Below are 20,454 nucleotides of genomic sequence, written 5' to 3'. Positions count from 1 at the left end.
GGATTTCGTGGTTATAAGTTCACACAGAATGAAGATACAGCCTCTCTAGTATTCAGGCTCCATATCGAAGATAACAAAGTAAAATTATACGGGCTATTCAATTCCATTACTGAAGATATTATAAAATTTACGCATGTGATAAGAGCAGGGCATTCCAAACTAACAATGTTTGGCTACGATGGAACAGCCAATTTCATTGTTCTTTCTTGCACAAGCTTAATAAACCCAGCCATTTTATGTGCACATAAGCTTGTTTTATTAAAGCACAAAGAAAATGGATTAGATACAAAGCCGACAATAATAGTGGTTAGCGACAATCAACAGAAAGTGCGTAAGCTAAGAAAAGAAGTGCGTGAGCTAAGAAAAATTATCAAGTTTGCTCTTTTAGATGATGATGATGTATCCATTCAGCTTGGACCTGACTCAAAAGCCACAAACCCATCACTTAAAAACGGTCTTAAGACTTTTGTTTATTTCAACTTCTTAGGTCATATTGACGAGCTCAACAGGAAACTACGCCAGTTATCGCAGACATTAATCAAGAATTTCAGCGGCTGCCGTGCAGGCATGACGCTGATGTTGAAAGATAAGTCTGATGAAAGGTTCGAACTGCATGAAGATCTCAAAAGATACCTTGTTCAATCCCATAACTATCATTGGCCGCAAGAGGAAGTCAAGTATCTCTATGTGATGGTCTTTGATATCCCTGAAGGTGCAGCTGCAGAATACGAACGCAAAGCATCGCTGCAGAGCCTGACTCATACAGACGTCGTGCTAACAGCTGCAGGTGATGGCAGGCCATCAGAGTCCTCAAATGCATCCCATAACCATGACGGCCAGACCGGCAGTGATGCTACCCCCTCTGTCAGCCCTGATGAGGTGAAGAACCAGGACCAGGTTCATGCTGATACCAGTGAAGCAGGAGACAGTGCCCATGAGAGCACAGCGGGTGACCAGGCAGCTGCTTACGCTGCTGCTCCGGCTTCAGGCAAGGACGAGTCAGAGGCTGAGTCTGTATCTGCTGATGACTCTAATGAGTCGGAAGATAATGCCCGTGAGAGCACAGCTGATGCCCAGGCAGTTGATAACGCTGCTGCACCGGCTCCTGGCGAGGACGAGTCAGAGGCTGAGTCTGTATCTGCTGATGACTCTAATGAGTCGGAAGACAGTGCTTGTGAGAACATGGCTGATTCCCAGGCAGTTGATAACGCTGCAGCACCGGCTCCTGGCAAGGACGAGTCAGAGGCTGACTCTGTTTCTGCTGAAGCTCCTTATGAGTCGGAAGACAATGCCTGTGAGGGCACAGCTGATGACCAGGCAGTTGATAACGCTGCTGCACCGGCTCCTGGCAAGGACGAGTCAGAGGCTGACTCTGTATCTGCTGACAGCTCTAATAAGTCGGAAGACAGTGCCTGTGAGCTCACATCTGATGCCCCGACTGATACTGCCAACAGCATGGAGCAGTCGGCCGTTGAGGCTGCAGCCGCTTGCGGTGACCAGTCAGCAGAGCATGGCGGTGATACACCTGTCCCGGGCAGTGTCCTTGAAAGTCAAACAGACAGTGATGATGCAGCCATTGTCAGCCCTCAAGATGAGAGCTGCTGCAATGACAGTGCAGTCAAGGTCGATGTAAGCGGCTCTGAGGAGGTTTCAGCCTCTCATGAAGACAATGAACCTGATCTCGTTCTTGATGATGAAGTTCTTCAGAGATTTGCCACTGAGCTCAACTGTGACAGCAGCAATGCAAGGGACATCATCAAGTCCATAAGTGCCCTGGCAAGCGATCTGACAAACTACCATGATTTTGAGCAGGGCTCAGCATCCGCTCTGGCTCAGCTGCTCAAGTCCAGTTCTGACCAGATGCATGGCCAGGGCCAGGGCCCGGGCCAGGACCATGGCACCTGTGTAGACAGTGCCGCTGCCCCTGCCGTACCTGCAGCTGGCTGTGATGCTGACTGCGCTGCCGACGCTTATGCTCAAGGCGAAAGCGCACTGTTGCATGGACATGCGGCCGGCGCTGATGTTAATGCTGATGTTGATGCTGATGGCGTGTCCGCACCTGCAGAGGCTGCAGTTGAAAGCAGACCATTGAGTGCTCTGGAGCTGCTCAACTCGAGCAGACCAGTCAATGACGAGCAGTTCATGGAGTGCTGCCGCACTCTGAACGGCCTTCTGGAAAGACTGCTTGAACGCATGCCTGCACGTTCCCGCAAAAAGATATTAAGGAACATCAGGTCCAGGCTGCATCTTAATGAAGATCGCGCCACTGTTGTTTTCAACATCCTCTCCAGCATCCTGCTGCAGATGACCCTGCCGGACAAGTTCAATCCGGAAATCATTAACAATCTGGTCAGCCTGTGCGTACTCACCGCACAGGACGGCTCTGCTGCGCCTGCTGCTCCTGCAGCCGCTGGTGAAAGAAATAACAGGGCAAGCGGCAGTGGTGCACCTGCAGCAGCTGCAGTCAGCTCTGACGACAGCTCATCAGGTGCAGGCAATGCCGGGGACCAGAGCTCGGATACCCGTCCGGTCGGCTCTGACTCTCAGTCCCAGGGTCATTCTGTCGAAACTGTCCGCTCAATACCTTCAGCCGAAACCCCTTCGGGCCAGAAGATTGTCGAAAAGATCTGCAGTGAGCTTGGCTACTCCCGTGGACTGAGCGTCAGACTGCTTGACCATCTGAACGCCCTGTATCGCGATATGATTCATCCAAACAGATTTGGATGCTCATCGCTTAAAAACCTTATTGACTCCATCATTGTCAATGAGGACAGACTGGACAAATGGCGTGAAACCGCATCCCGTAAGCTTGACCTTGGTAATAAAAAGTCCCAGCGCTTCAGCTCAGCCATGGAAGATCTGTGCAGATCGGCATATGGTCCTAACGGACCTGCCATCGCGCATGTCCTGGCTCTTTTCAAATCCCTGACCAGACTGCCAGAGGACATGATGAAGCAGCTTGCTCAAGGCATGCATGCCGAGCTCATCGAACTTGAAGAAATGAATGAGCAGCAGTCAGCCGTGCTGCGTGAGCAGTGTGATCTTCTATGTGACAGCATGGTAAAAATGGCCTTTGCCATTACCAGACCTGACTCTTTCTCACTCATCGACAGCTTCAGCCGGGTAGCTGAAAACGAAGCCCTGGCTCCGCTGTGGCCTCACCTGAACATTGCCTGCCCTGATCTTAAGGCTGATGGTCAGGCTGCAGCTCCAATGCGCCGTGAAGCTCAGGATGAGCCTGTCAGAGGCTCGGCCGGGCAGGAGGCTGCTCGTGTCTGTGACAGCAATGAACAGCCAGCTCCTGGTGAGCCTGCGTCACCTGCCACTGCAGATGCAGCCAGTGCCCCGGCACCTCATCCGACTGCAGATGCAGCCAGTGCCACTGCACCGCATCCATCTGCACAGGAGCCTGCTGTGTCGTCCACCAGTCCAGAAAACTCTGCAGCTCAGGCAGCAGAGACTGCTATGCCGGATGAGTCTTGCGTGCCTGTGGAGGCTGACATGCCAGAAGAGGCGGCAGCTCCTGAAGACCATTCATCTGCAGAGTTTACCGCAAGGGGCTTTGACAGCACTGTAATGGCTGCGCCATACATGGCTTCATCAGGCTTTGGTGATGCCGGAGCACAGCAGAGCTTTGCTTCTTTGAGCCTTGAGCATGAGCTGTGGGCCGAAGGTGACAACAGTCAGTATCAGGACGGTACTCAGAGCAGTTCAGGCTCACAGAAACTGGCCGAGCCTGTCAGCACAGCCCTTCAGAACTATGGCTTTGTAGAGGAAGCTCAGTCACACATACTCAGCTCTCTGCTCAATGCCGCTGCATTAATGGGCATGCCGGTACTGCTGGCCGGACCGGCAACAGGCCGCATCATCAGCACCTTCGGCGCTGCCAGCGGTTACGGCCGCCTGTCTACCATTACTCTGGGACAGAGCTGGAACGGCACTGAGTTCAAAGCCGCCCTCAGACAGTGCTCTGAGGTGGTAAGAATAGAGAATATCTTCTCTTCGGGCTACAGCAACTCAATGCTGACCTCGGCTGCAGAATCAGGCCGCATCGTGTTCCTTGACCACCCGGTTCGCGATGATATTGCCATGAACTCAAAGGGAATACTCAACTTCGCATTGCCGGTGATGACAGAGATGTATGTCGCAAGGCCTTTTATCCGCGCCGCACAGCTGCCACGTTCACCGCTTTGCCCTCTGAGCACTGCCGACATCAGAGCCCGGGCTGTGAAAATGCCTGACAGCCTTGGTCAGCTGGGTCTTGCAGGCAGCACTGTCAGCAATCTTTCCTACCTTATGGGCATTGCCGCCGAGCTTTATCGTCAGCTGCTGCCTGACAGCATCAGCAGTGATCAGGCCTGCTTTAACCTCATCACAGCCGGTGCCCTGGCCCCTCTGGCTCTGTGCACGGGCAGGTCCGACCTGCTGCAGCCGGCTCTGAACGCCCAGGATCTCTTCCCTGAGGTCAGAGACATGCTCAGCCCGCTGCTTTAGCTCAAATCTCCCAGCTCCTGCCCTGCCGCGCTGTGGCTTTCACTCCGCTGAAAGCCACAGTCGGGCATGCGCTGCGGGATGTCTCCCAAATTGACCTCATACAGCCAATCCCCCATCTGCAGTCAGGCCCCGTCCTGTCCTGCCCGGCAGACTGCGTCCAGGCAGACTGCATTCGGGCAGCCTGCGTCCCGGCGGCCGGTGCTGCCTGGGCCATGGCCTGCCTTTGAGATGGGCTGCAGGTGCTGCTGCGCATTGATGGCAAGGCCGCATTTCCCGATGAGACACCACTGTGCCGAACGCATGGCTGCCAGCCCGTCTGTAAGATGAGGCTGCAGCTGCTGCATGGCCCACATTGGATGTACAGCCATTGCGCTGGACGCGGCAGCTATGTTCATAGCTATGAGCTCAGCATGAGCCGGGCTGATGTCATGCTACGGATGCATAGTGCTGTACATGAAAATCAAAGCTTGCCATAATGATTGATGACAACATATCATCTTATTGATATGTGTAATCAAAACCGATTTATATGCCATTTTCGGCTGGACATACATAAGGACGTACGGCAGTACTGCCGCTGCCGGCCTCAGGCCTGTTGCTCATATAGACCAGATAAACGGCCTGCCGCTGCCATGGGCCCCTCCGATGACGCAGTCTGCGGGCACTATGCAGCGCAGCAGGCCTGAGCTGCTGACGCTGCGGCTTAACATATGGCATGTCCAGTACCTGACACTGTGAAACAGCATAACAATGACCAAAAACCATACTTTCCTTGCAACCTGTAATGCTGCCTTTACCAACCTGCTCTGTAAGGAGCTTGAAAGTTATGTTGGCAAAAAATGCAAAACAGTAACCTCAGGTGTTGAGTTCAGCTGTGACACGACCATGGCCATAAAGCTGTGCATGTTCAGTGTCTATGCCGATGAGATCTACATGTATCTCAAAAGGATCAATCTGGACAATCGCGACTCTCTGGAAACGGCAGTCAAGTCTTTGCGCCTGCGCACCTGCTTTGTCAATACAAAATCCATCAGTGTCGGTGTAGTAAGTGATGACAGCACTGAGAAATGGCGCACCAAAACCGCCTCTGCCTTTGCCAAAGCCATAGTGTCCTATTTTGACGGTCAGGGCATGACTGGCCTGAAAGTCAAACAGAACGATGCAGACCTCCACATCAGAGCCATTTTCCAGGATAACACCCTGAGAGTGGCGATCAGGGTATCAGGCGATCCGGCCTGGACATACAGGGCCCGAAGGGACACGGCCGCCTTTGATATGCGCGAAAGCACGGCAGCTGGCATAGTCACCCTCTCAGGCTGCACTGACAGCACAAATTTCATCGATCCCTCCTGCTCAACCCCGATAATGCTGCTGGCTGCGGCCACTCTGGCTACCAGATTCCCTGTGGGCCTGAGCCGGAAGTCCTTTGGCTTTGAGCACCTTGCGGGCTTCAACATGAATGACTATACCCGCATTCAGACAAGTGCAAAGAAGCTTGCAACTGAAAGGATCAATATTGCCAAAACCAGAAAGCTCGTAATCAGGGGCTACGCAGAAAGCAAATCAACTGTAGCCGAGCTTAACAGCTTCTTTGCCGATCACAGGCTCAAGGACCTCATCTCCATAGAGCAGGCTCCACTGTCACGCCTGAGCTTTCCTTCCCTGGAAAACCAGAACCGGACCATAGTGGTAAGCACTGTCTCCGATAAGACATCCGACGTCAGCTGCCGCGTGCTCAACAACAGATACTCTCTGCTGTCCCAGACATTAACCAGTCAGTTTGGCGGCTGCCGGGTCGGCATGGTACTGCCATCAGAGCGTGCCTTTAACAACAGCGATCTCATGGGCGAGCTCAGCCGCTACATAGCCGTGTCCGTTGATCTGACCACGGAAAGCCGATTCTGCCGCCTGACAGTGCTTGAACTTCCGGCACATGCTGCAGCTGACACCGACAGCACTGCCACCGGCAGCACCGCCACCGGCAGCAAGTCCCTGAAAGCTGACCAGGACAAGACCAATACCACTGCCACTGCGCAGAGCAAGACCAAAGCCGCTGCAGATGTAAAGACGACTGCACAGGCCAGCTCCGCCAAAGGAGCCAAAGCTCAGGAAATGGCAGCATCTTCAGCTGCTGTCGCTGCTGCAGCCGCCGGAAAAACGGCCGCTGCCAGGACCGGTGCCGCTGCTGATTCCAGGCCTGACCTCACAGCGGCCCAGGCTCAGAGCACAGCTCCAACTGGTAAGGGCACTCATGCAAGCAAGACCAATAAGTCGGCAAAGGCACAGGCCGATGCTGGAAGCAGCAAAGCTGCAGCCGCTGCAGCGGCTGCCAATGCCTCGGTAAAGGCCGATAAAGCCGCCTCTGGCAAGGACAAAGCCGCAACATCAAGTGCAACAGCTGCCGCTGCAGCTGCAGCTGCAAGCAAGGCAACATCTGCAGCCACGACTGCATCAGCTGATAAGAAGGCGGACTCAGCTGCAGACAGCCTGAATGACGGCCGCGCTGACAGCAACCTCAGCGCTGACAGCCGCGCGACTGCGACTGCGACTGCGACTTATCTGGAAGCTCATGATCTGGAGCTGGTTCTGGATGATGATGTGCTTGAGGGCATGGCAGGTGAGCTCAACTGTGAGAGTGCCAATGCACGTGACATCATCAGCGCCATTACCACCCTGGTAAACGATCTCAAAAACTTCCAGGACTTTGAGCGCGGCTCCCTGAGCGCTCTGGCTCAGATGCTCAATGCCGGTACACAGCAAGGCAGGGAAGAGCAAAAGCTCGCGGATGACAAAGATGATGAGGCAGAGGATGAAGCTGAAAACGAGCTCCTCACTGCCCTTGAGCTGCTCGACTCCAACACCCCCATCTCAGATGAGCAGTTCATTGCATGCAGCCGCACCCTCAACAGCCTGCTGGGCAGGCTCATGAAGCGCCTGCCGGCCCGCTTCAAACGCAATATCATAAGGAATATCACCTCACGACTGCATATTAATGAAGAGCGCTCATCTGCTGTTTTTGACGTGCTTACCAGCATGCTCCAGCAGCTTACTGTGCCTGACAAGTTCAACCCTGAGATCATCACCAATCTGGTCACCCTGGGCGGTCTTACCGCAGCGGGAAGCACGGCTGCGCCTGCTGCTCAGGCTGCGGCCGGCAATGCAGCCAGGGCTGCATCTGCAGGCGGCAGCGTAGCAACAAGGAGCGCCCAGCCATCAAAACCGCAGACTGCAGCCGAACCGGTCAGCTCCATTCCTGCAGCAGCCAGCACCAATGGCCAGAAAATTATCGAAAAGCTGTGCACCGAGCTTAAGTGCTCCCGCATGTGGAGCATTAATCTGGTGGAGCAGCTGCACTCACTGGGCCGGGAAATGTCCGATGCCCAGAACTTTGACTGCGCCTCACTGCGCAGCTTCATTAAAGCCGTCTGCCTCAATGATGACATGCGCCGCAGATGGAGCTCCACAGCTGTAGAGAAACTTGGTCTTAGCAATGACAGGGCAAAGCAATTCAGCATAGCTGTTGAAGAGCTGTGCGTTTCGGCCATGAGTCCTGACGGTCTGACCATCAATCAGGTACTGGCCCTGTTCAACTCCATGACCAGGCTGCCGCCTGAGATGATGAAACAGCTGGCTGACGGCATGTACGGCGAGCTTGATGACCTTGATGAAAGCCAAGAGCATCAGTCCGGCAGGCTGCGCACCCAGTGCAGTGCGCTCAGCCAGAGTCTGGTAAGAATGGCCTTTGCCATCACCAGACCTGACTCTTTCTCGCTGCTCGACACTTTCAGTGAAGTGGCAGAAAACGAAGCCCTCAGACCGCTGTGGCCGCACCTCAATCTGGCCCTGCCGACACAGTCAGAGCAGCCTGACCAGCAAGATCAGCAACCATCCTCCCTGAAGGAGAGCCCAGGGCCCGACAATGATAAAGCCGCAGATCCGGCCAGCTGGCGTGAACAGCTCCACATTCTCAGGAAAAACCTGCAGAACAGTCAGGACCAGGATACAGACAGACAGGCCCAGTCCGCCGGAGGCGAAAGTGCCGTCCATGACCAGGACCAGTCTGCGACCTCGATTGTTGCCGCCTCTTCAGGCATTTCACCTGACCAGAGCACAGCCCCGTCGGCAGCGGTACCAGCCGCTCCGGAAGCTGCTGTTGCAGCTGAGAGCGTTGCTGCGCCTGCAGCAGTTGCTGCGCCTGTCGTTCCTGCAGTGCCTGTGGCTGGTGCCGCCGTTGCGGCGCCTGCAGCAGTTGCTGCGCCTGTTGCAGCTGGTGACGACAGATCCAGGAAAAAGAGCTTTGATTCGCTGAGCATTTGTCATGAGTCATGGGCCGCCTCTGCGGCCGGTTCAGGCAAGAGCGCATCCAATATCGCCATGCCGGCCAGTGTGGCCTTGCAGAAGCATGGCTTTGTCGACCTTGCCAAATCACGCATACTCAGCTCTGTTCTCAGTGCCGCAGCCATCATGGGCATGCCGGTGATGCTGGCAGGTCCAGGCAGCGGCCGCATCATCAGCGCTTTCTGCTCGGCAAGCGGCTTTGACGGCCTGTCTACCATTACCCTTGGACATCAATGGGACGGAGCGGAGTTCAAGGCAGCTCTCAATGAGTGTTCGCAAGCGGTCCGTGTGGATAATGTCTTTTCACCGGGCTATAACGACTCGATGCTGATCTCCGCAGCTGAATCCGGACGCACCGTGTTCATTGACTATCCTTTCTGGGATGACATTGCCCTGCAGCCAAAGGGGCTGTTCAACTTCGTACTGCCGGTGCTTACCGACATGTATGTGGACCGTGTGTTTATCCGTGACAGTACCATGCTCAGGGCACCATCATGCCCGCTTGGAAATTTCGTGATCCCGGATCAGCCATTCACCCTGCCGGCTGACTTCTCAATGATGGGGCTGTCTTCAAGTACGCTGCGCAATCTTGAGCAGCTTCTTGGCATAGCCACAGTGCTTTACCGCAAACTGCTTCCGGACAATATAAGCAGTGATCAGGCTGGCTTTAACATCATGACCGCCGGAGCTCTGGCCCCTCTGGCCAGGTGCACTGACAATCTTGATCTTCTGGAACAGGCTTACAGCTCGGGCTTTCTGTTTCCTGCAGTAAAGGAGATGATAGAGCCTGTGCTTAAGGCCAGTGGCCTGCTGCCCGATGACTGTGTTCGGGGGATTTACACTGCAGGCACATCGGAAGACACACCGGACCAGGCGTCTGCACCGGCTGCAGCTACATCATCGGTCAAAAGCAATGAACAACAGTCAGCCAGTGAAAGACTGAAAGCTTTCAAACCGGGACAGTCAAAAACGGTAAATGAGCAATCTGGACATGATCATATGAACAGCCCCATGAGCCGCCTGCTCAACCGGGTAAACTCAAGAAGAGGATCCTGATGTAGCAGCTGTGGCTGCGGCCGGGCTGAGCGGCGCGGCCGGACATCCGATGGGACGGCCCCTTGGAAAATCACCTGGCTGCCGGGCTCTGCAGCCTTAAAAGACCAAAGTATGAGTATGAGCACCTGCATTCTCGAGAGCAAACTTAAAAACAGGATACTCAAGGACACGGGCCTTGATGCCTGCATTGACCTGAACAACAACGACGAACAGTGGCTGTGGCGCCTGTGCATGACGGCTGCGGCTTTCCGTGCCCAGTATGCGCTCTTTGATTATGAAGTTCAGGTTGATTCACAGTGCCCTGATGAGTTCAGGTCCGGCCGGGCCGGCGATGGTGACGACCGCGCCGGCGGCCAGGTCGGCGGCAGCGGCTACGCCGGGGACGCAGGCGTGGACGCGGGCGAGGACGACCCGCAGCTGCCGGGCACATCAGCCCGTCACTTCAAGTCTGTCATCAGAGATACTGTCAGCAACATACTGCACTGCTGCAGCATCTCAGGGGAGTCCACTGACGGCCAGGACAGTGATGATGAGCGCCGGGAGTACATGTTCAATCAGGATCTTAAGGATCATATTGCGGACTTTATCGACCGCGTCTATGGAGCCTGCGGCTATCACCTCTCTTCAGGTCACAGGCGCATCAGCCCTCCATTTAGCTCGGCTGCCGTCGCCGGCATCACCATCATCAGAGGTGGCATCAGGCCTTACAAGATGTACTTCAGCGGTCTTGCGCCCCTGACCATGTCCGACGATACCGCAAGAACAGCCGATGATGAACATGTCAGGAAGCTGCTTATCCGTCAGGGCGGCGGTGACGCCGCAGCCGCCGGAGGCGCTGACGCCGGAGGCGGTGGCGGCTGCGCCGCTGCCGCCGCTGCAGGCAGCAGCACGGAAGGCGGGGCGGAGCAGGTGCGGCGCATGTTCTGTCTGGCGCCGCCTCTGCCTGAGGTGGCTGAGCAGCTCCATGAGATCCTGGACAGTGCCGATGCCAGTCCCATTGAAAACCTGGAGAACTTTGTCTTTTTGCATACGGGCAAAAACATGGGCTGGGGCCAGATGCGCTCACTTGATGGCTGTACCCGCAAAGCCCCTGCTGCTGCATATCTCAAAAAGGACAAAGACATAGAAGAGTTCCGTAAGTACTGCCTGTGCTTTGCTGAGAATGGACAGAACTTATTTGTGCCTGTGCCTGAGTTCATGCTGCAGATGCACAATCTGCCCGATTATCAGGACATATTGCTGCCGGTCAATGCTCTGATGAATGAGCAGGGCCTGCGCCCGGCTTTCAAGGTCACCGTTCACGAATCAGGCTGTGAGCTGCACAGCAACATGCCTCTGCCGGCCGGCGATCGCTGTCTGTTCTATTTGCTGGCATGGAGTTACCAGAAATACAGCCTCAGTGACCACTATACCGATGGCAATCTGCGGCCGGTGCGTGGCTTTATGACCCATGCGGCCATGATTTTTTTCTACCATGTGATGACTTATGCCGGCTACCGCTTCGAGCTGACACAAAGCACGGCCTGACAGGCATGCGCCGCAGCGGCGCACGCGTCGCCGTGCGGCGGTCCGGGCCGCCGGACTGGCCGTACAGTCAGGGCCTGAGGCCGTAACGGCCCAGGCGGAAAACTGTTTTTTGATTTTGAAATTAGCGGGATGATATGACTCAAGGCGCCCATGCAACTCACCAGGCTCTGGTCAATGAGCTTTCCAACTACATTCAGTCCCAGTATTTTGGCCGCAATCCGGCCCTCTATGAGGCCGTACGTGAGCTCATGGTCCGCGAGGGCATGATCTACCGTGTGCCTTATATTGAGTCATCCCCGGCCTACTGCACCGCCCCTGGCGGCATTGAGGCATCACAGGTACTCGCCCCATGGCTCAAGGAGTTCTTTGAGCGCATGTGCAAGGCCGGCCTTGGCGTCTTTTCCGAGCCCTATGTCCATCAGGTACAGTCGCTCGAGCACTTCTACCAGGGCCACGATCTCTTTGTTTCCACCGGTACGGGCTCGGGTAAGACCGAGTGCTTTCTGTGGCCGCTGCTGGCCCGCATGGCCATGGAGGCTCACGACAGCCCCGAAAGCTGGCAGCAGCGTGCCGTGCGCTGTATTGTGCTCTACCCAATGAACGCCCTGGTTTCCGATCAGCTCAGCCGTATGCGCAGGCTTATGGGCTGCAAAGGCGATTTCCCGTCCATATTCAAAAGCCTTGGCTCTTATATACGCCGCCCTCAGTTTGGCATGTATACCGGACGTACTCCCTATCCCGGACGCCCCTCAAAAACTGAGGACAAAAGACTTGCCATGACCTATATGGACATCACTGGAAATGATGATATTGAGTGGGTGAAGCGCCTTGAGCAGGAGGGCCGCCTGCCGGCCAGGGTCGATCTCAACCGTTTGATTACCCAGCTGCTCGACGGCATACATGAAGCCGGTATCGATGATGCCGAGCTGGTAACGCGCTTTGAGATGCACAGGACCGCCCCGGACATTCTCATCACCAACTACTCGATGATCGAATACATGATGCTCCGTCCGGCCGAAGCTCCTATCTGGTCGTCCACAGCAAACTGGCTCAGCCTCAACCCGGATCAGAAACTGCTCTTTGTGCTTGACGAAGCCCATATGTACAAGGGCTCTTCAGGCGGTGAGGTGGCCATGCTGCTGCGCCGTGTCATGAACAGCCTCAAGATTGATCGCTCCCGCATTCAGTTCATCCTGACCACGGCCTCCATGCCCGAGGGAGAGGAAGATGACCTCATAGTCCAGAAATTTGCCCGCAATCTCACCGGTGCGCCTGAAGGCCATGATTTTGTGCTGCTGCGTGGTGAGCGTCAGCAGCTCAGTCAGGACAATCTGCTTGATCTTGATGACGACGCTGTAGCCAGTACACATCCGGCTGACTTTGAAGGCAGCCGTCAACAGCAGCTGCAGGCCCTCAATACCTTCTGGGAGGGTCAGCCTGTCATGGGCGACGAACCATGGCCATGGGATAAAATGGAGCAGGCTGAAAACTGGATGTATGAGCATCTGTTTGAGTATGACCAGTTCAATGCCCTGGCCCGCCAGTGCCGTGGCAATGCCACTTCGCTCAAGGAGCTGGCCCAAAGGCTCTATCCTGAACTTTATGAGCACGACCAGGAGGCAGCACTGCACAGAATCAGCGTCCTGCTGGCCATAGCCCCGCTGGCCCGCAGCCGACAGGGCTCAGTGCTGTTGCCTGCGCGCATGCACATGTTCTTCCGTGGCATTCAGGGCGTGTGGTGCTGCACCAACAGCCAGTGCCCGGGCCGCCATGAAACCGCTGCCACATCCAGAGCCGCTGCCGGGGACGGCAGCAGCGCCGGCAGTGGTGCGGCCGGAGGCCCGGGCCGCGCGGCCAGGGGCCTGCGCGGCCTCAGAGGTCTGGCACGCGCGCCTGGCAAGGGCGTGACTGAGCCTGCGCATGCGTCTGCGACTGAGCCTGCAAGTGAGAGACTGCCTTTTGGACGCCTCTTTATCAATGACCGCCAGAGCCACTGCCCTGACTGCGGCTCCTCGGTCCATGAGCTGATGCGTGACCGCCGCTGCGGTGCCCTCTTTTTCCGTGGCTATGTCTACACCAGTGAGCTTGAAAAAGGCATGTGCGGCAGTGGCAGCACCTATCTGTGGAAGCATCCTGGCAATATCAATCCAGACAGGTTATCTGAAATCTGCCTTTATCTGGCTCAGCCTGATGAAGTTCCAGATAACAACCAGCAGGTCTGGCTGGACAGTTCCAGCGGATGGCTGTACTTTGATGACAGCTGCACCGGTGCAGGCATGGTGCGCCTGTTTTTCAACAAAAATGCGGTCAACAGCATCTCACGCACCAGCTCCAAAGTGGTCGCCTGCCAGCCGGTACACTTCTCCACCTGCCCGCACTGTCAGCACCGTATCGGCAATGACGGTCTGATGAGCTTCAGCACCAGAGGTAACAATTCCTTCTTTAATCTCATCAAGGCCCAGTTCCTCTCACAGCCGCCAGTCCCGGGCAAGACTGTAAGTGAGCAGCAGCGCCGTCTGACTCTGGCCCAGGAGCGCGCCTATGGCCAGATCCCAATGCCAAATGAGGGCCGCAAGGTCCTGCTTTTCTCTGACAGCCGCCAGCGCGCAGCCCGTCTGGCCCGTGACATGTCTGTTACCTCGGACGATACCGCCTGCCGCCAGATTATGTGCGTGGCCCTCGACCTCATGGAGCAGATTGAGCGCCGCAAAGTACAGTCCGGCGCCGCCGACGGCACAGGCTCCGGCGCTGATGGTCAGAGCGTACTGTCGCTGTACAACGTTTTTCCTTATTTTGCCGCCATTGCCTGGCTTAACAATGCGGCTATTTTCCATGATGACAGCTCGGAAAATCGCACCATTCTTTTCAATGCAGGCAAGCTGATGATGTCTTCGGCCCTGGCCTATAAGAAAAGCAGCCGCAGCGGCAACAGCGGCCTTGGTTCCCTGCTGCGCCGCAGCCGCCAGGCCGCTGCCGGCGGCAGCGACGGCAGCAGCTGTGCGTCCGGTGCCGGTGATGACAGCGCCAATGATGTGATCGACTACGATCTCATAAGCTCTGTTGATGCCCGCTATGTCAACAATGTGCAGATGCACAATGCTCCGAACAGCTTCAATGAGCAGCTGCTCAAGTTCTTCTGCGCACCATTTAACAATCTCATTGATACTGCCATGTGCTGGCTTGAGCCTGATCCTCAGGCCCTTTACAGGCTTATTGATGACCTTGATGAACAGTCCGTTGAGGAACTTGCCACCCTGATTGAGAAGCAGACAGGCAAAACTGGGGATGACCAACTTACTGAAGAAGACGTGCAGCAGTGGCTCCATGAGTTCTTCAGCGCATGGGCCATTGAAAGCCTTACTGACTATTACGCCCTGAGCGCTGAGATCAGTGATGAAACCAGAGCCAGAGCCTCGCCTGACTATGTAAAATTCGGCATTCCCGAAGAGAAAATCATCTCCGAACGCCTGCTAAGCCGTATTGAAATCGATCCCCTTGGCAATCTGGCCGGTTCCCTGGCTGCCGGTCTTAAAAACTACTTTCTTGAATCAGGCAGTGAGTCTACCGGGCGTCTGTATATCAATCCGCGCATGATCCGCGCCCGCAGCGGCGAGCATCAGTGGTATGTATGCAACAGCTGCTCTGATGTGCTGCCTTTTAAACTCCGTAACTGCTGTCCTAACTGTGGCAGGGACAGAGTGCGTGCCATGACTGATCTGGACCTTGAAAGTCTGAGCTTCTGGCGCCGTCCTTCGCTTGAGGCCATCAGCGGCCGGCGTATTCATGTTATCGACACCCAGGAGCATACCGCACAGCTTTCGCACAAGGATCAGCGCGATGACATGTGGTCCCGTACCGAAATGTATGAAATGCGCTTCCAGGACTTCTTATCCAAAGATGAACTGCCTGTGGACATACTCTCATCCACCACCACCATGGAAGTAGGTATCGATATCGGCTCTCTGGTAGCCGTAGGTCTGCGCAACATGCCGCCGATGCGTGAAAACTACCAGCAGCGCGCCGGTCGTGCCGGCCGTCGCGGCTCCTCACTGTCCACCATTGTGACCTTCTGTGAGGACGGTCCTCATGACTCTCTGTACTTCAATCATCCGGCTGACATGGTACGCGGCATCCCGCGCCGTCCTTTTATCGACATCTCAAGCAGCCGCATTATCGAGCGTCATCTGAGCCTGGTAATCTTCCGCGACTTTCTGGCTCAAATCAGCAGTACCATGAGCAACGCAGACAAAAAGGAGCTGCATGTTCATTACAGCGATCGTGAACGGCTTGATCCGCAAAGGCGCATTGATCTCAGTCTCGACACTGTGATTGCCACGGAGTTTGTTGAGCGCCTGCGCCTTGATTTCATGGCCTTTGCCCGCAGCTGGCAGGCAGATGAGGTGCTGCTCCCTGAGGACAATAAGGGACTGCTGGACTCATGCATAATGCGCATGGAGCAGAAGCTGACTGAACTTGGCAGGAAGATGAAAGCTCATCCGGATCTGTACTACAACCCTGAAGCCGGAGGCCGCAGCTCCTGCCGCTCGCTGCTGGACGTTCTGTACGATGAGAGTCTTATTCCTACCTACTCTTTCCCAAGAGATGTAGTGAGCACATGGATAGGCACCCGATCAGGGCGTGTACTGCATGAGGTCAGCCGTGGTCTTGATGTAGCCATCAGTGAGTATGCTCCGGGCCGATCCATTGTCGTGGACAAGGAGACCTGGCCGCTGGGCGCTATTTACCGCCCGACGCGCAAAAGCAACCTTGCTCCGGCCAGCTCCTACTTTTCAGACGGCTTTTATCTCAAGGAGATTCATACCTGCGGGCAGTGCCGCTGGTTTGGTCTTGCCGATGACAGTCAGGACAGGTGCCCTTTCTGCGGCAGCCTTGAGCTCAAGCGCAGCTCCCGTCCGATGCTGCGTCCATGGGGCTTTGCCCCGCGCACCGGTGGTCCGGTTACCACCATGCGCGATCATGAGCAGTACTCGGCCGCCTCCGAGCCTCAGTACTCAACTCAGCCTGAGGCTGATGACATGAAGAAGCTTGATGAGTGCCGCCATATCAAAATGGCCGTACGTGACAATCAGCGCATCATCATGGTCAACCGTGGTCCTGACGGCCGGGGCTTCAAGGTATGCAGAAACTGCGGTGTAGCCATGCCCGGAGCCGAAAAGACTGAAAAGAAGCGTATCAACAGTCCGGTAACCGGCAGCAACGGCCGTCCGGCCTTCTGCCGCCATGAATTTGCCGATGTGGACCTGGGCTTTGATTTCATCACCGACATGCTGGTGCTGGAGCTGAGCTTTGATCCTGATATTGTGGACACTGAGCACTGGCTCAAAAGGGCAGGTCAGACCATGGCCGAGGCCCTGCGTCTGGCAGCCTGTCATGAGCTTGATATCGAATTTACCGAGCTGGTTACGGGCATCCGCCGCCGCCGCGATCTCAACAGCCGTACCGAGATTCTGGACATATTCCTCTATGACAGCCTGTCATCAGGCGCCGGCTATGCCGTAAGCCTGCAGGACAGGATCATGTCCATGATCTCCTTTGTCCGCGATCTGCTCTCAGGCTGCCAGTGCCAGAGTGCCTGCTATGACTGCATCAAGCACTATTACAACCGCTTTGTGCACTCACTGCTTGACCGCCGTGCCGCACTGGACCTCATTGACTACTGTGTGTACAACAGACTGCCGCAGCCTCTGAGCACTAAGGAGCAAAGCCGTCTGCTAACTCCGCTTACCGGCATAATCAACGATGCCGGAGCCATGCTCATACCTCAAGCCCTGACGGTCACTGGTGTGGACTGCAACAAAAGGTCCATCATGGTCTATCCGGCCATGTACCGCTCTGAATGGGCCATTAATAATCTCGACCAGGCCGACATCATGATCTCAGCTCAGGATCTGCAGTACTCTCTGCCAGACGCTTTCAGAAAGCTTATCCACATCACCGATGCCCGCTGACGCGCACAGCGCGCCGAGCAGTAATGGCGCGCGGTGCAGGCGACCGGCCGGGCCATCTCCGGCCCGGTCATAATGGCGCGCGGTGCCGGCGACCGGCCGGGCCATCTCCGGCCCGGTCATAATGGCGCGCGGTGCCGGCGACCGACCGGGCCATCTCCGGCCCGGTCATGCGGCATAGGCCTTAAAGCACAGAACCCGGCTGCACCCTCTAAAGGGTACAGCCGGGTTCTTTTTCAGGCTGCCTGCAGCTGCAGGCAGATGCAGTGCCCAGGAGCGGGCGGCTGAGCCTGCCAGGCAGACAGCCTGCAGGAGCGGGCTCAGGTGCTGTTAGTGGCCGCCAGCCTTCTTCTCTTCATCCTTTGGAATCTGTACCGGGGTAGCATTGTCGCCAAATACCTGCAGCTCACCAATGCCACGGTCAGCAAAGACGCGCTTGCCACGGACGATGCTGCCTACATAGTTTTCGATAATGGCACGGGCGGCTGAATTGTACTCACCGGTAAGCTCGATGACGTACATGTTGTTGACCTCACCAATTATTATGGTAAAGGTGTTGGTATTGATACAGGAGGTGGTATAGAAGCCTTTGCCCTGCATTTCCTTGTCAGCGCAGGAGTGATTATGGACGTAATAGTCCATATATTTTGCTGCATCCATACTGGCGGTCTTGCGGGTATAGCGCATCTTGATAGCGGTGTTCTTCATCGGACCCTTGCCACTCTGATTGACGTAAGTGACAACATTGTCCTGGATGCCGACAGACCAGCCAAAAGGCACAGCAGGGAAGTATACAGGCACGATATTCATCATGTACTTGTAATGTGCCTCGTCAATGGACTTGCCGATGTTGATATCTGCCATGGCAGGAGCACCTGCACCGAGGGCAGCGGCACTTAACGCCACGACAGAGGCAAATCTGGATAATCTGCGTGAAAGTTTAGCCATTATTAAAGCCATCCTGTAATTCCCTATGAAAAGTTGTATTCCCTGACCTGAGATCGCATGAATGCTGCACGTGCCCTGATCAGGGCATGTACTTGTCTTAGCAGGTACTTGTCTGCAGCTGACTACTCGCAGAGCGTCAGCGTCAGGCAGGGTTGAACCGCAGTGATACAGCTCTGCCACGGTTCCCTGCAGTTAACAGGGCCCTTGCTGGCAGGAAAACTGAAAAGAAGAGTCTGACAATGCTGTCTGATTGTTACTGGCAAAAGGCCGGTGCCTGTCAGCTTCCAAAAACCGAATAACATAAGTGCACTGCTGACCGGGCGGTACCGGTACCGGGGGCGTAGACCTCGGAGTGCAGCAAAATGTGCACTGTATTGTAACGCCCTTTATGCAAGGGCGCTAAGTATTTGTGCCAAATGCGGGGCCGTGATCAGAAAAAGCCTGATATCTGCCCCTGATTCACGCGCCGCCGTGCGCCATGGCGGGGCATAAAGGCACCCGCCGGACCGTTCCCGGGGGCTGCCCCGCGACGAGCCCGCGCCCCGGTTTACGCACTGGCCGGACCTGGCCTGGCAGGCACTGGCCTGACAGGGCCTGGCCTTGCCTTTGGCATAAGGCCTACAGACCGAAAATCAGTGAGCGCTCCAGGCTGGTAACCTTACGGCCGCCGGCGCCAGTGTCTGCTGCAGACGGGGCAGCTGCCGGAGCCTGAGGCTCAGCAGCGGCGGCACGCTGACCGGTGCAGCCCTCAGGGCACAGTTCATTGAGCTCACGGGCGCTGATGTCACCGGCTGCGCCTGCGGTGCCGACGGCGGCGGCAGCTGATGCTGCGGCGGCTGCCGGGGCTGCGGCAGCTACGGCTGCGGCCTGCTGGGCAGGTGAGGCGCCGACGGCGGCTGCCGGAATAATGCGCTCAAGAGCGGCCTGAGCAGCGCTGAGCTCATCGCTTTCTGTCGCCGAAGTGACATCCAGTGAGGCGCTGAACTTTTCAAGCAATTGCTGTGCCTCAAAAATGCTCTGAGAACGGCAGAAGATGCGGAAGAATGAAGTCCAGGCGGCATTGTATTTCTGGGCATAACCAAGGAACTGCTTTAGTCTGTCCATCACTGATTTTTCAGGATAGTTGCGTGACTGCAGCTCCTCACCAAGCTCAGAGGCTACGGTAATTACATGCTGCATGGAGCATGGCTGCTCCTCACCGCGCAGCACCTGAGGGATGTTGGGAATGGCAAAGAGAGCACGGCCTACCATCTGACGGTCAGTGCCGGTAATGCGGGCACATTCCTGAGAGGTCTCATAGGAGAGAATGTCGCCATTGGCCACTACAGGGATGTTGTTGCACAGCTCCAGCACTGATCCAATGGCAGGCCAGTTGAGGGCCTCTTTTTTGTAGAGATCCTTGCGGGTACGGGCATGCATAATGAGCTCATCCACGCCGTCAACAGCAAGGGCCCTGACAATCTCAGGCAGTTCGGCGGCATCGGCAAAGCCAATGCGGAACTTGACTGACAGGTGAATGGAAGGGTCGAGCACCTCACGCACGCGGCTGACAATGCGATGCAGCAGCTCAGGCTCCTTTAAGAGCATGGAGCCGCCGTGATGAACAAAGCGTGACGGACAGCCAAAGTTGAGATCAATGGCCTGAGCGCCCACCTCAACAGCACGCTGGGCAGTCTTGGCAACAGGCTCAGGCTCATCACCAAGAAGCTGCACACGGCATGGGCAGCCCCAGGCAGTACGGGCGTTTTCCTTAACCTCAGGAACATCGCGCAAAATGGTCTTATAAGGCAAAACCTCAGTGGTGACGCGGATAAACTCGGAGGTACACGCATCCCAGGCTCCATAATGGGTAAGAACCTTACGCATAGGGGCGTCTGCCACGCCCTCCATTGGGGCCAGATAGATTCGGTCAAGTTTATAAGCCACTTAATCTTTCCTCATAAAGAAAACACATATGCCTGCAGCTCCCTGCCGCAGCTGTTTACAGTCACTGCCTCAGGGCACTTATGGTACACCGCTGGTGCTGTCCCGTTATGCTCAGGGCAGGCGGTGCAGCGCAGAGTACTGAGCTTTAACTCCGGAATCTGTAAGCCGCCGGGTGCCAGCGCCCGGAGCGGTTCCGGCT

Annotated in this window: 6 protein-coding genes; 4 read left to right on the top strand and 2 right to left on the bottom strand. The window is 55.9% G+C overall.

From position 1 onward, the window contains the following. Positions 1 to 327: 327 nt before the first annotated feature. From MXE41_RS04250 to MXE41_RS04235, 4 genes are all read left to right on the top strand, one after another. A complete protein-coding gene (locus MXE41_RS04250) occupies positions 328 to 4,494 on the top strand; it encodes a hypothetical protein (protein WP_247099486.1) in 4,167 nt (1,388 codons plus the stop codon). Between the two features lie 750 nt (positions 4,495 to 5,244). Beyond that, positions 5,245 to 9,888 (top strand): hypothetical protein, encoded by a 4,644-nt coding sequence (locus MXE41_RS04245; protein WP_247099485.1) that lies wholly within the window; start codon positions 5,245 to 5,247, stop codon positions 9,886 to 9,888. Between the two features lie 117 nt (positions 9,889 to 10,005). Next, positions 10,006 to 11,415 (top strand): hypothetical protein, encoded by a 1,410-nt coding sequence (locus MXE41_RS04240; protein ID WP_247099484.1) that lies wholly within the window; start codon positions 10,006 to 10,008, stop codon positions 11,413 to 11,415. Between the two features lie 134 nt (positions 11,416 to 11,549). After that, positions 11,550 to 17,384 carry a DEAD/DEAH box helicase gene (locus MXE41_RS04235; protein WP_247099483.1) on the top strand — a complete coding sequence of 1,945 codons (5,835 nt, stop codon included), beginning with the start codon at positions 11,550 to 11,552 and terminating at the stop codon, positions 17,382 to 17,384. 327 nt (positions 17,385 to 17,711) lie between these two features. Here MXE41_RS04235 and MXE41_RS04230 read toward each other — a convergent pair whose 3' ends face one another. Both MXE41_RS04230 and MXE41_RS04225 read right to left on the bottom strand, forming a co-directional pair. Beyond that, a complete protein-coding gene (locus MXE41_RS04230) occupies positions 17,712 to 18,329 on the bottom strand; it encodes a hypothetical protein (protein ID WP_246978765.1) in 618 nt (205 codons plus the stop codon). A 618-nt stretch (positions 18,330 to 18,947) separates the two neighbouring features. Next, positions 18,948 to 20,255, bottom strand: a complete 1,308-nt coding sequence (locus tag MXE41_RS04225; protein WP_247099482.1) for a tRNA-dihydrouridine synthase family protein — start codon at positions 20,253 to 20,255, stop codon at positions 18,948 to 18,950. Positions 20,256 to 20,454 lie beyond the last annotated feature (199 nt).

The sequence above is a fragment of the Anaerobiospirillum sp. NML120449 genome (assembly GCF_023051105.1).
Classification (GTDB): Bacteria; Pseudomonadota; Gammaproteobacteria; order Enterobacterales; family Succinivibrionaceae; genus Anaerobiospirillum.
This window is presented reverse-complemented; position numbering and strand designations above follow the sequence as displayed.

Bases quoted from the DNA above. Each gene is read 5' to 3' on its own strand.
- MXE41_RS04245 (WP_247099485.1), top strand. From the start codon at position 5,245: ATGACCAAAAACCATACTTTCCTTGCAACCTGTAATGCTGCCTTTACC.
- MXE41_RS04240 (WP_247099484.1), top strand. From the start codon at position 10,006: ATGAGCACCTGCATTCTCGAGAGCAAACTTAAAAACAGGATACTCAAG.
- MXE41_RS04235 (WP_247099483.1), top strand. From the start codon at position 11,550: ATGACTCAAGGCGCCCATGCAACTCACCAGGCTCTGGTCAATGAGCTT.
- MXE41_RS04230 (WP_246978765.1), bottom strand. From the start codon at position 18,329: ATGGCTAAACTTTCACGCAGATTATCCAGATTTGCCTCTGTCGTGGCG.